Origin of the sequence: Sinorhizobium sp. BJ1 (assembly GCF_002531555.1) — a bacterium.
In the GTDB taxonomy this organism is placed as follows: Bacteria; Pseudomonadota; Alphaproteobacteria; order Rhizobiales; family Rhizobiaceae; genus Sinorhizobium; species Sinorhizobium fredii_B.
Window position 1 is genome coordinate 244,657 of record NZ_NWTH01000001.1, and the last position, 12,784, is coordinate 257,440.

The window sequence follows — 12,784 nt, forward strand, 5'->3', positions numbered from 1 at the left end:
GTCATCCAAGCGTTTCAGCAAGGGCCAGGACGGGCCGCCTAGAGCCGCCGAAGTGGAGTGGTGGCCTCGGCAATTCGCGGCGGCCTCATATCGTCTGCGCCGCGGGGAGTCAATTGCCGCCGCGAAAAAACCGCAATCAGAACCCGGCCGCCTTGGCAAGAGCGCGCTTCTCGCGACGCCGCTGGACCGAGGAGGGGATGTTCATTGCCTCGCGATATTTGGCGACGGTGCGTCGCGCGATGTCGACGCCGGCTTGCTTGAGGATATCGACGATATCGTCGTCGGACAGTACCGCATCGGCACTTTCCTGATTGATCATCGTGCGGATGCGGTGCCGGACGGATTCGGCCGAATGGGCGTCTCCGTTCTCCGCCGAACCGATCGACACGGTGAAGAAATACTTCAGTTCGAAAAGGCCGCGGGGGGTCAGCATATACTTGTTCGAGGTGACGCGACTTACCGTCGATTCATGCATCTTGATCGCGTCGGCGACGATCCTGAGGTTCAGCGGCCGCAGTTGATCGACGCCATGGACCAGGAAGGCGTCCTGCTGCCGGACGATCTCGCTCGCGACCTTCATGATCGTCCTGGCGCGCTGGTCGAGGCTGCGCGTCAGCCAGTTGGCGTTTTGCATGCATTCGCTGAGGAAGGTCTGATCGGTACTGTTCTTCCGGCTGTGGCGCGAGATCTCGGCAAAATACGCGTGATTGACGAGAACCCGTGGCAGCGCGTCGGGATTGAGCTCGACCAGCCAGCCGCCGTCTGGCGCTGAACGGACGATAACGTCGGGTATGATCGCCTCGGTGACGCTGGTCTCGAAGCTTGTCCCCGGCTTCGGATCGAGCTTGCGGATTTCGGCGAGCATGTCGACGAGATCCTCCTCGTCGACCCCGCAGATCTTCTTGAGCGTCGCGAAGTCGCGGCGCGCCAGAAGCTCGAGATTGGCGACAAGCGCCTCCATGGCCGGATCGAGGCGATTGCGCAAGCGCAATTGAATGGCGAGGCATTCGCTGAGCGTGCGCGCGAAGACGCCGGGTGGATCGAACTGCTGGAGCACGAGAAGGACGCGCGTCACATCTGCCGCGCTCGCACCGAGCCTGGCCGCCGTTTCCCCGATTTCCGCATGCAGATAACCGGCCTCATCGAGCTGGTCGATGAGATGCTGCGCGATCAGCCGATCGGAGGGGGCGCCAAGGGCAAAGGGGATTTGCTCGAGCAGGGTCTCGCGCAGGGTTTTCCGGCCGGCGACGAAATCGTCGAGATCGTATCCCTCGCCGTCGTCGCTGCCGCCGGCGCCCGGCATCGATTTCCATTGGCCGAGCAGTTCCGGCGCATCGGCGCGCTGCGGCGCCGTGTCGTCCTGGAAGACATTGGCAAAGTCTGCGTCGAGTTCTTCGCTGAGCCGCTCGCTGGAGCTTGAAGTAGCGCTGTCGTAGAGGTCGCCCTGGCCGATCGGCTCCTCCGCCCCGCCGCCGGCCTCGGGGGCCAGGCCTGCCTCGTCGCGTTCGGCACGATCCGAGCCGAAGCCCGTCTCCTCGCCTGATTGAAATTCAAGCAGCGGGTTCTTTTCGACTTCCTGGGCAATGAACTGGGCGAGCTCGAGATGCGTCATCTGAAGCAGCTGGATCGACTGCATCAGTTGCGGCGTCATGACCAGCGACTGTGACTGTCGCAAGTGAAGGCTGGCGGACAAAGCCATGCAGGCGCGAAACTCCCGTCAAATCTCGGCCTGTCTTGCGTGGACGGGCCATTTTTCTAATTGGCCCAAAAATTGCTTATAAGTTAGATTTGGTCAAGCGCCGAGGCGTTGTATGCCGGCCAATTCGCCTGCACGCGTCGCTACAAGCTGAAATTATCGCCGAGATAGAGCCTGCGCACATCCGGATTGGTAACGATGTCGTTGGCACGCCCATGGGTCAGCACTTCGCCGGCATGGATGATGTAGGCCCGATCGATCAGTCCGAGCGTTTCGCGCACGTTGTGATCGGTGATCAGGACGCCGATGCCGCGCGAGGTCAGATGCCGGACCAGCGCCTGAATGTCGGCGACCGAGATCGGATCGACGCCCGCGAAAGGTTCGTCGAGCAACATGAAGGTCGGATCGGTCGCAAGTGCGCGGGCGATTTCAAGGCGCCGGCGTTCGCCGCCCGAAAGGGCGATGGCCGGCGCTTTGCGCAGATGCGTGATCGAAAATTCGCCAAGCAGGTCGTTGAGTTTGCTCTCGCGCCGATCGACGTTCTTGTCGTGGATTTCGAGCACCGCGCGGATGTTTTCCTCAACCGTCAGCCCACGGAAGATCGAGGCTTCCTGCGGCAGGTAGCCGACCCCGAGCCGCGCCCGGCGGTACATGGGCATGGTCGTGACGTCGTTGCCGTTGATCTCGATCGAACCCTCGTCGACCGGGACCAGCCCGGTGATCATGTAGAAACAGGTGGTCTTGCCGGCGCCGTTCGGGCCCAGCAGACCGACCGCCTCGCCGCGCCGCACGACGAGCGAGACGCCGTTGACGACCCGCCGCGAGCGGTAGGATTTTGTCAGACCGCGGGCGATCAGCGTGCCATCATAGCGCGCCTTGTCGACCGGCCGCGCAGCAACGGCTGCCGCCGACGGCTTCTTGACCCGTTTGCGTTTGGGAAAAAATGGAATCTGCACGTCCGAATCTTGCATCAATTCTGCTTGCGGGACTGCGGATCGAGCTGAATCTGCACGCGGCCGCCGCAGGCCTCGAGCTGGGCTTCGCCCGTATCCATTTGCACATTCAACTGGCAGCCGACGAAGACGTTCTTGCCCTCGGACAGGACGACCTTGTCGCCCTTGAGAACCAGAGTCTGCCGGGTCAGGTCGAAGGAGCCGGTGTCGGCGGTCGCCTGCTGCACACCGGAATTCAGGAAAACCTGTTTGCTGACCTCGATCCGGTCGATATCGGCATTGCCGCCGGAGATCGTGCCGCCGCCGGTCTTGTAAAAAACAGTCATGCTGCCGGCCTGCAGCGTCGTCGTGCCCTGCACGACCTTCACGTTGCCGGTGAAGATCGCCTTGCTTTCCGGATCCTTGATCTCGAGCTTGTCGCTCTCGATCTGGATCGGCTTGTCGTTGGAAAGCTGCATGCCCTTCATGCGGCTGGATGTGGCCTGCGCCAGGGCGCCGGATGCAATCATCAAAGCGCCGATCCCGGCGACAGCCAGGGTGGCAGATACCTTAAAAGAAACGGTAGAAGTGACCGACATGGGTGCACCAAGTCCTATTTGGCGTTCTTGCGGATGGCGCTGGGTTCGACATTGACCCGGACCATGCCTTCGAATGTTACAACACGTCCCTTATCTGTCATTCGCAGCGACTGCGCAATGATCGATCCGCCCTTCATGCTGATGGCAATCGGGCGTTTCGTTTCCATTTCGCCGGCGTCGATATCCAGATAAGCCGACTGGAAATCGGCATTGACGCCATTATTCATCGAAATAGTGAACGGGGCGTTCATGTCGAGTGTATTTCCGCCGCGATCGTAAATGCCGCTTGTTGCGTCCACCGTAGCGACCAGCGTGTCGTTGACCGGCATTTCGGCATGGATCTGCTCGAGCGTGATGATATCCGGATTGGCGATGTCCTGCAGCGCACGCTGGGCCTTCATGGAATAGCTGATGTCCTGCCGGTTACGGCCGGAAATCGCCGGATTCTGCATGACGATCTTGCCGTTTTCGATCGTCGCGGTTTCGAGCTGCAAGTCTTCCGGCAGAAATGCGCGCACGAAGGAAACGGCTGCAAAGATGAGAGCAATCACGCCGGCCGCGAGCGGCAAGACGACTTTCAGGCGCTTCACCCGCGCGGAGTGCCGCGCCGCCGATGCATAGGCATCCGCGGAGCTCGTGCCCGAATCGGAGAAGATATCGGGGAAGCGCGCTTGGTTCAGCATCAAGGGTCCGTCAGTTCCGTTGGGTTCCTGCGATATCCGCAAGATCCGCATTTACATGCAATGGCGTAAGTCACGGCGAATATGGTTATTCTGCTATCGTCGGGCAATGGAGCGGCAAAAACTTTGAAAGGGCTGCGAAAAACGCGGATTTCGGCTTTCCTCGGCCGCCAGCCGCGCCTATCTAGCCTGCCACCGCGGGCGCAGATAGCATGTTCCTGAGGAAACTGACAGGACCCGCGCCAAAATTTGGGAGATGCCCATGGACGAACTCGCCATTGCCGATCGCCGCAGCCTGCGCAGGAAGCTGAGCTTCTGGCGCTGGACGGCAGCTGCCATTCTCGTCCTGGGCGGCTTCGCGCTCATCGCATTCTCCGGCTGGACCGAGGTCAGCGAACGGGCCCGCGAGCACGTCGCGCGCGTTACCGTGTCCGGGCTTATCCAGGACGACCGCGAACTGGTCGAGAGACTGGAGAGGATCGCCGACAATAATTCCGCCAAGGCTCTGATCGTCACCATATCGTCGCCGGGCGGCACCACCTATGGCGGCGAAGTGCTCTACAAGGCGATCCGCAAGGTCGCAGCCAAAAAGCCGGTGGTCGCCGACGTCAGGACGCTCGCCGCCTCTGCCGGCTACCTGATCGCGCTCGCCGGCGATCGCATCGTCGCCGGCGAAACCTCCATCACCGGCTCCATCGGCGTCATCTTCCAGTATCCGCAGGTCAAGCAATTGATGGACAAGGTTGGTGTGTCGCTCGAGTCGATAAAGTCGCGGCCGCTGAAGGCCGAGCCATCGCCGTTCCACCCGCCGAGCTCGGAGGCGAGGGCGATGATCCAGACGATGATCGACGACAGCTACAACTGGTTCGTCGATCTCGTGGCCGAGCGGCGCAAGCTGCCGCGGCCGGAGGCGCTGGCGCTGGCCGATGGTCGCATCTTCACCGGGCGGCAGGCCCTCAAGGGAAAACTCGTCGACACGATCGGCGGAGACGACGAGATCAGGGCCTTCCTCGCCGAGCGCAAGGTGTCGAAGGACCTGCCGGTGGTGGATTGGGAAGAACCGGGCGGCTCCTTTCCGTTCGGGCTTTCGACGGTCGTCTCCCATTGGCTCAAGCTGTTGGGATATGATGCTTTTCCGGCGATGAACGGGCTCGAAAAGATCGGCGGCGACAAGTTGTTTCTTGACGGTCTTGTTTCGGTTTGGCAGGTTGATGCCCAATAAGGAAGGCGCCATCAGGCTGCCCCTGAGGCGCGATGAGGCCCGCACCGAGTTCGGTGCGTCCGGAGAGACCTTCCAAGCGTCACAAAGCAGACAGAAAAGCAAAAAATCCAAGGGGGCGAAAGTGATCAAATCAGAACTGGTGCAGATTGTGGCCGCGCGCAATCCGCACCTCTATCACCGTGATGTCGAAAATATCGTCAATGCGGTTCTCGATGAGATCACTGATGCACTCGCGGGCGGCAACCGGGTCGAACTGCGCGGCTTCGGTGCCTTCTCGGTGAAGAACCGGCCGTCGCGCTCGGGCCGCAACCCGCGCACCGGCGATTCCGTCTTCGTCGAGGAAAAATGGGTTCCCTTCTTCAAGACCGGCAAGGAGCTGCGCGAGCGGCTCAATCCCGGCATGAACGATAAGGATGAAGACTGAACGAGAGGCGCAGCGACCAGGGCGGCCCGCTTTCCGAAAACGGCACCGTCCCTTTCATTCCAATCTGCGCGCCGTGCCCGCCTGAGAGCATTCCGAGCCGGTGCCATAGCCGGAGCCGTGCATGTTCAAGAAAATCGTCAACATCGTCGTGCTCGTACCGCTGGCGGTGATCCTCATCGCCTTGAGCGTCGCCAACCGCCAGACCGTCACGCTGGCGCTCAATCCGTTCGATACGGCCGACAGCGTGCTTTCCGTATCCGCGCCCTTTTTTCTCTTCCTGTTTCTCGCGGTTACCGTCGGTCTGATCCTCGGAGCGGCCGCGGTCTGGCTCAGCCAGGGAAAATACCGCCGCCGCGCGCGCAACGAGGCCCATGAGGCGCTGAAATGGCATCGCGAGGCTGAAAAGCACCGTAGCGAGGCCGAAAGGCTGGCGCAGACGAACCTGCCGGCACCGCAGAACTGACGGGTGTCGGCGCAGGCTTCTGTTTCAATCCGCCGCTTCGCCGCTGACGGCGAGGTTCAAATTGGCGAAGAACTGCTGCGCGAGCTTCTTGGCCGTCGAATCGATCAGGCGAGAGCCAAGCTGAGCGAGCTTGCCGCCGACTTCGGCCTTGACATCGTAGCGCAGCACCGTTTCATCGCTTGCTTCGGTAAGCGTGACATCCGCACCACCCTTGGCGAAGCCGGCGATGCCGCCCTTTCCTTCACCCGATATCCTGTAGCTCTCGGGCGGGTTCAGGTTGGAGAGCATGACCGTGCCGTTGAAAGTCGCCGAAACCGGGCCGATCTTGACCTTCACGACGGCAGTGAGTTCCGTCGGCGAGACCGCTTCGATCGCCTGGCATCCGGGGATGCATCGCCTCAGGATGTCGGGGTCGTTCAGGCATTGCCAAACCGCTTCGCGGCGTGCCGCGAGCCGCTCCTCTCCAGTGATGTCCATAGAGCTTCCTCCCGTCTGGTGACGCCACCGATCTTCGCAGACTGGAAACGGCTTTGCCAATAGCATCCACGATGCTATTGCACGCACTGAGCATGCCGCGCATCCATCCGGGCGCGCGGGCGCGGCGCATTCCGTCTGATTGTAGGCGAGAGCGGATGTGCCGGTGGTCGAGCGAAAATCCAAGGGTCAGCGCGTGAAGGAAAAAGATCGGCGATCGAAGAACGCCTCGGTCACGGCGGCAAGGGGACGCGGCGCGGAAGCGCGTGGCGGTCGTCACGAGCACGGGCATCTCCCGGCAAAGAGCGGCCCTCCGAAGGGCAAGGGCGTGCCGCCGCCGCAGAAATTGCAGCGACCGGCTGCACAGGAGAGCGCGCCGGCGCGCGCCATAGAGCCGCGGACCGGCGAGAAGCCGGCCGAGACGGTGCCGCTCATCCTCGAAACGGTGCCGACCGCGGGCTATCATCTGATCGATAGCGGCGACGGCGAGAAGCTGGAACAATACGGCCCCTATCGCATCGTCCGGCCCGAGGCCCAGGCCCTGTGGCCGAAAGCATTGCCGACCGCCGTCTGGGAGAGGGCGGACGCGATCTTCACCGGCGATACCGACGAGGACGGCATGGGCCGCTGGCGCTTCCCGAACGAGGCGCTGGGGGAAACCTGGCCGATGCAGCTTCTCGACACGGATTTTCTCGGCCGCTTCACGTCTTTCCGCCATGTCGGCGTCTTCCCGGAACAGCTTGCCCATTGGTCGTGGATGAAGGACCAGGTGGCGTCGGCCGGCCGACCGCTGAAGGTGCTCAATCTTTTCGGCTATACCGGCGTCGCCTCGCTGATCGCCGCAAAGGCGGGCGCGGAGGTGACCCATGTCGACGCCTCGAAGAAGGCGATCGGCTGGGCGCGCGAGAACCAGACGATGGCGCGCGCCGAGAAACTGCCGATCCGCTGGATCTGCGATGACGCTATGAAGTTCATCCAGCGCGAGGAACGACGCGGCAGCCGCTACGATATCATTCTGACTGACCCTCCCAAGTTCGGCCGCGGGCCGAACGGCGAGGTCTGGCAGCTCTTCGATCATCTGGCTGCGATGCTCGACATTTGCCGCGAAATCCTCTCGCCAGACGCCCGCGGCCTGGTGCTGACCGCCTATTCCATCCGCGCGAGCTTCTATTCGATCCACGAGCTCATGCGCGAAACGATGCGCGGCTGCGGCGGCCGGGTGGAATCGGGCGAGCTCATCATCCGCGAGGGCGGTCTCGACGGCAAGGCGCCGGGGCGGGCGCTTTCCACTTCCCTCTTCAGCCGCTGGGTACCCAAATGAACTCTGACAGAAGCGATCACCGCACGCCGCGCGTCGGCCAGGTGAAGGAGGTCACCAGCCTCACCAATCCAATCATCAAGGATATCCGCGCGCTCGCCCAGAAGAAGCATCGCGACGAGACGCGTTCCTTCATGGCCGAAGGGCTGAAGCTGGTCATCGATGCGCTCGATCTCGGCTGGAAGATCAAGACGCTCGTCTATGCCAAGGGGGCCAAGGGCAAGCCGCAGGTGGAGCAGGTCGCGGCGAAGACTGTGGCAAAGGGCGGGCTCGTCCTCGAGGTTAACGAGAAGGTGATCTCGACGATCACCCGCCGCGACAACCCGCAGATGGTGGTCGGCATCTTCGAGCAGCGCTACCACCCGCTGAAGGATATCCGTCCCGGGGAGGACCAGACCTATGTGGCGCTCGACCGGGTGCGCGATCCGGGCAATCTCGGCACGATCATCCGCACGGCAGACGCCGCGGGGGCGTCGGGCATCATCCTGATTGGCGAGACCACCGATCCTTTCTCGCTCGAAACCGTGCGGGCGACGATGGGCTCCGTCTTCGCCATGCCGATCGTCCGGACCAGCGTCGAGGATTTCATCCGCTGGCAGAGTTCGGCGGGGGTCCAGGTGGTGGCGACGCATCTGGCGGGCTCCGTCGACTACCGCACCATCGACTACCGGTCGAAGCCGGTCGTCCTGCTGATGGGCAACGAGCAGGCCGGCCTGCCGGTCGAACTCGCCCGCGAAGCCGCCGCGCTGGCACGCATTCCCCAGGCTGGACGCGCCGACTCGCTCAATCTGGCGATTGCCACCGGCATCATGCTGTTCGAAGCGCGCCGCCACCTTCTGTCGATGGATGCCCGCTGATGAGCGAACGCAACACCCTGTTTTCCCGGCCGCTGCCGATCGCGCTCTTCATCCTCGTCGCGATCGTTGCCGACCAGGCCGTCAAATATCTGGTGGAAGCGTTCCTGCCCTTCCAGGAGGCGGTGCCGGTCGTCCCGATGCTGGCCCTCTACCGGACTTATAATTTCGGTGTCGCCTTCTCGATGCTCTCGGGAATGGAAGGCTGGTTCATCGTCGGCATCCGTCTGGCCGTGGTCGGCTTCGTGCTCTGGCTGTGGCGCCGCACGCCGAAGGACCGGTTTTTCGCCCATCTAGGCTATGCGATGATTATTGCCGGCGCGCTCGGCAACCTCGTCGACCGGCTGCTTTTCGGCTATGTCATCGACTACATCCTGTTTCACACCACCAGCTGGTCCTTTGCGGTCTTCAATCTTGCCGATAGCTTCATCACCGTCGGCGCCGGGGCGATCGTTCTCGACGAGCTTCTGCAGGCGAAAAGAACGCGGTCGCTAAAACTTTAGAAGTCTGTTGAAGCCATTCGGAAGGCTTGCGATGTCAGATTGAAGACATGAGCGAGCCTTCATCAGTCATGCCGCGGAAACAAGCCAGCTCGGGCGCAAGATCCGCAGCCGTCGACCTCGTGCCATCGGCGGTGGGCGCGGCGACTGTGCGCCGGTCGGCGATTGATCGCGAAACGTCCCTTGGCCGCATTCTCTTCGCTCTCGCCGGTCTCGTTGCGGCGGCGCTTCTCCTCGTCGTGGGCGCGCGCGCCGGTCTTCATCTGCTGCCGGCCCTTGCTGCCGTCGGCGCTCTCGCCGGCGCATTCCTGTTGCTCGCCGATGATAGTGCGGCGTCCGTCCGCGCCTCGGCGACGGGCGAGATTACAGGCAAAGCGGAGCGGCAATGTTCCGCAACGGCGAAGCTGCTTTCGACGATCCATGACGCGCTGGGGGACATCGCTCTCATCCGGGGGATGGACGGCCGGATCGTCCAGGCGAACGCCGTGTTCAGCCGACTCTGCGGTCATGCCGACGTGCGGGGTCTCACCTGCGCTTCGCTGGGCCTGAGTTTTGAGCCGCGGCCGGGTCCCGACCGTTTCATCGTCCGTTTCGCGACGCCGGCCGGCTTGCGCCTCTACGATTGGCACGACGTCGTCATTCGCGAGCCGGCAACCGGTCGGCTGATGCGCCACAGCATCGCCCGGGACGTAACGGAAGAGGCGCAGTCGGCGCGCCGGGGGGAGGAGGCACGACTGCGCGCCGAAGAGGCAAGCCAGGCGAAATCGCGGCTGCTTGCGACGGTCACGCACGAGATCCGCACGCCGCTTTCCGGCATTCTCGGGATGAGCCATCTGCTCGCCCAGACGAAACTGACGGCCGAGCAGCGGAACTATCTTGCCGATATGCAGCAGTCGGGCCACGCTTTGGTTCAACTTGTCGAAGACCTGATCGATTTCTCCTCGCTCTCGGCCGGCCGCTTCCAATTGCATCCGTCTGAGCAGGACCTGCGCCTCGTGATCGAGAACGTGGTGGAGATGCTTTCCCATCGCGCCCACGAGAAAGGCATCGAAATCGGCGCCGCGATCGATACGAATGTGCCGTCTCGCGTGGCGTTTGATGCCGCGCGTCTGCGGCAGGTGCTGTTCAACGTCATCGGCAATGCCGTTAAATTCACCGAAGCCGGCGGCGTGCTCGTCACGGCCGACTTCGGCGAAGGACGGGTCCGCATCCGAGTCGATGACAGCGGCCCCGGTATGGCGGCCGACGAACTGGCGCGCGTCTTTGAGGAGTTCGAGCAGGCCGGTGACGACGCCCAGCGCTCCAAGGGAACAGGTCTTGGACTGGCGATATCCCGTCGGATCATGGAGGCTTTCGGCGGCTGCCTGACCGCGTCAAGCGTTACGGGAGAGGGAAGCCGCTTCGAAGTCCGCTTTCCTGTCGAAGCGGTTGATGCAGCGGCACAGCTCCGCCGGGGCGTTCTCGCCGAGGCGCATGTGCTCCTGCTCGCTCCCGACGGCCCCGCTTCGGCGGCGCTTGCTGCGACCGTAGAGACGCTCGGCGGCCGATGCCGTCGCGCGCAGACTCTGGCGGCGGCGCGCGGCGTGGTGGCCCAGGTGCTCGCCGGTCACTTGCCGCTGACGGATATCATCGTCGATCACCGCCATGCGGCACAATTCCGCGAACTCCTGTCCCTGGAGCCGGGACTCGAACGACTCCGATTGCGCAAGACCTGCCTGATCAGTCCCGAAGAGCGCACCAGCCATCCGGTGAACCGGATGGGCGGGTACGAAGCCTGGCTGATCCGCCCCTTGCGGGAGAAATCGCTGGTGGAAGTGCTGCTCGGCCGGCTGACGGGCATCGAAAAACGTGACGGGATCAACGACAACAGACCGATCCTCAGGGCAGAGCCGCGGAAGGCCGCGGCGGTCTCGCAGGATGGCCGCCGGGTGCTGCTCGCCGAGGACGACCCGGTGAACGCCCTGGTCCTGCGGAAGATGCTGGAGAGAGCCGGGCACACCGTAGACCACATCGGCGACTTCGCCGCGCTCGAAACCGCCCTGCAAGGCAAGGAGGCGCCGGGACTGATCGTAACGGACTTCAATATGCCGGGCGGTGACGGGCTCGCCCTGCTTCGGCGCCTCCGCGGGAGGGAAGCGCCCGGGAGCTGGAGCCGGGTGCCGGTGGTCGTTCTGACGTCGGACCTGCGCAGCGATCTTCATCATCTGCTGCTTGCAGCCGGTGCGGACGCCGTACACACAAAGCCGGCCGAACCGGCGCGGTTCCTCGCCGAACTCGCTCGGCTGCTCGAAACCGGGCAACCGTAGCCTCGGTTCTCCGACATTGTCCCGGATCGGGGTTGCCTCGCGTCCGCGTGTCACTATGTTGTTGCAGAAACGTGGTTTAAGCCCGGGCAGACAGTGACGACTCGGGATGACACGGCATGACGATCGACCTTCTGGATTCGACGAGCGTGGTTGACACCTCACAGGCTTGCGTCCGCAAGACGATTGCCGCACCGGCAACCGATGTTCTCGGCCGCATTGCCAATCTCGAAACCCGGCTTGCCCGTTCCGCAGCCGAGATCGACGCGGCGCAGGCCGTGCGTTACCGGGTCTTCGTCGAGGAGATGAAGGCGCAGGTGGCGCCGGAAGCCGAACGGCGCAAGCGCGACGTCGATGGCTGGGACGCGATTTGCGACCATCTGCTGGTCCTCGACACGTCCATCGAGGGCGATCCGGAGGAGCAGATCGTCGGCACCTATCGCCTGCTGCGCCAGGAGGTTGCCGCGCGGGCGGGTGGCTTCTACTCGGCTTCCGAGTTTGCGATTGGCAATCTTCTCGCCCACCACCCGGGCAAGCGCTTCATGGAACTCGGCCGCTCCTGCGTGCTGCCGGAATACCGGACCAAGCGCACGGTGGAACTGCTCTGGCAGGGCAACTGGGCCTATGCGCTGAAACATGGCATCGATGCCATGTTCGGCTGCGGCTCCTTTCCGGGGGTCGTTCCCGAGGAGCACGCGCTGGCGCTTTCCTTCCTGCACCACAATGTCCTGGCCAGAGACGAATGGACGGTCGCCGCCCGGCCGGAACTCTTTCGCACGATGGACCTGATGCCATCCGAAGCGATCAATCCGAAGAAGGCGCTTGCGGCCCTGCCGCCCCTCATCAAGGGCTATATGCGTCTCGGTGCCATGGTCGGAGAAGGTGCCGTGGTCGATCATGCCTTCCGCACGACGGACGTGCTGATCGTTCTGCCGATCAGCAATATATCCGGCCGCTATCTCAACTACTACGGTGCCGACGCCGGACGCTTTTCTTCGTCAGTTTCCTGATCCCTCTTCCACAGCGCCGTGCCATCAGATGCACAAAGGTCGCTGTAGCACTTTGAATTGCTGCACGTTTTTATCCTTAAATCGGCTAGGATTTGAGGAACCATGCAGCAGGCCGACCAGCAGTGCCGATCCGGCCCGGCGAAGCCATGCCTTTTTTAGGCACGGTTCAAGTATTAACCAATTATTAAGTATATGTTTGACTTCTAAGTTAGAAGCATTGAATTTTATCGTCGTGGTTGGATCTCAGTTTCATCACGAAGCAGTGTAGAAAACAAAGGGGATGATCGTCGATGCGGCTGGAGGGAGCCT

At 62.8% G+C, this 12,784-nt stretch carries 13 protein-coding genes; 8 read left to right on the top strand and 5 right to left on the bottom strand.

Going from position 1 to position 12,784, the window contains the following annotated elements; translation table 11 throughout:
• Positions 1-136: 136 nt before the first annotated feature.
• From rpoN to lptC, 4 genes are all read right to left on the bottom strand, one after another.
• Positions 137-1,699 carry an RNA polymerase factor sigma-54 gene (gene rpoN / locus CO676_RS01260; RefSeq protein WP_014760824.1) on the bottom strand — a complete coding sequence of 521 codons (1,563 nt, stop codon included), beginning with the start codon at positions 1,697-1,699 and terminating at the stop codon, positions 137-139.
• 140 nt (positions 1,700-1,839) lie between these two features.
• Positions 1,840-2,652: an LPS export ABC transporter ATP-binding protein gene (gene lptB, locus CO676_RS01265; RefSeq protein WP_041414872.1), complete on the bottom strand. Its 813-nt coding sequence runs from the start codon at positions 2,650-2,652 to the stop codon at positions 1,840-1,842.
• Between the two features lie 14 nt (positions 2,653-2,666).
• A complete protein-coding gene (locus CO676_RS01270; protein ID WP_097519392.1) occupies positions 2,667-3,227 on the bottom strand; it encodes an LptA/OstA family protein in 561 nt (186 codons plus the stop codon).
• A 14-nt stretch (positions 3,228-3,241) separates the two neighbouring features.
• Positions 3,242-3,910: an LPS export ABC transporter periplasmic protein LptC gene (gene lptC, locus CO676_RS01275; RefSeq protein ID WP_097519393.1), complete on the bottom strand. Its 669-nt coding sequence runs from the start codon at positions 3,908-3,910 to the stop codon at positions 3,242-3,244.
• A gap of 259 nt (positions 3,911-4,169) precedes the next feature.
• On the opposite strand from lptC, the gene sppA reads away from it, so the two are divergent.
• The 3 genes from sppA to CO676_RS01290 all read left to right on the top strand — a co-directional run bounded on the left by sppA (position 4,170) and on the right by CO676_RS01290 (position 6,016).
• Entirely contained in the window at positions 4,170-5,129 is a 960-nt protein-coding gene (sppA, locus tag CO676_RS01280) for a signal peptide peptidase SppA (RefSeq protein ID WP_097519394.1), read from the top strand.
• Positions 5,130-5,250: 121 nt separating this feature from the next.
• Entirely contained in the window at positions 5,251-5,553 is a 303-nt protein-coding gene (locus CO676_RS01285; RefSeq protein ID WP_014760829.1) for an integration host factor subunit beta, read from the top strand.
• 121 nt (positions 5,554-5,674) lie between these two features.
• Complete coding sequence (locus CO676_RS01290) at positions 5,675-6,016, top strand: hypothetical protein (protein WP_014760830.1); 342 nt, start codon at positions 5,675-5,677, stop codon at positions 6,014-6,016.
• 24 nt (positions 6,017-6,040) lie between these two features.
• Here the strand turns inward: CO676_RS01290 and CO676_RS01295 are convergent, their stop codons facing one another.
• Entirely contained in the window at positions 6,041-6,493 is a 453-nt protein-coding gene (locus CO676_RS01295; protein ID WP_097519395.1) for a carbon monoxide dehydrogenase subunit G, read from the bottom strand.
• 193 nt (positions 6,494-6,686) lie between these two features.
• On the opposite strand from CO676_RS01295, the gene CO676_RS01300 reads away from it, so the two are divergent.
• From CO676_RS01300 to CO676_RS01320, 5 genes are all read left to right on the top strand, one after another.
• Positions 6,687-7,811, top strand: a complete 1,125-nt coding sequence (locus CO676_RS01300) for a class I SAM-dependent rRNA methyltransferase (RefSeq protein ID WP_097519533.1) — start codon at positions 6,687-6,689, stop codon at positions 7,809-7,811.
• Entirely contained in the window at positions 7,808-8,665 is an 858-nt protein-coding gene (locus CO676_RS01305; protein ID WP_097519396.1) for an RNA methyltransferase, read from the top strand. Before CO676_RS01300 ends, CO676_RS01305 begins: the two co-directional genes overlap by 4 nt.
• The gene (lspA, locus tag CO676_RS01310; protein ID WP_097519397.1) at positions 8,665-9,165 is read left to right on the top strand and encodes a signal peptidase II; all 501 of its coding nucleotides are present in this window, start codon (positions 8,665-8,667) and stop codon (positions 9,163-9,165) included. The genes CO676_RS01305 and lspA overlap by 1 nt, the downstream gene beginning before the upstream one ends.
• 47 nt (positions 9,166-9,212) lie before the next feature.
• Positions 9,213-11,468, top strand: a complete 2,256-nt coding sequence (locus CO676_RS01315) for an ATP-binding protein (RefSeq protein WP_097519398.1) — start codon at positions 9,213-9,215, stop codon at positions 11,466-11,468.
• Between the two features lie 116 nt (positions 11,469-11,584).
• Positions 11,585-12,475 (top strand): GNAT family N-acetyltransferase, encoded by an 891-nt coding sequence (locus tag CO676_RS01320; RefSeq protein WP_097519399.1) that lies wholly within the window; start codon positions 11,585-11,587, stop codon positions 12,473-12,475.
• Positions 12,476-12,784 lie beyond the last annotated feature (309 nt).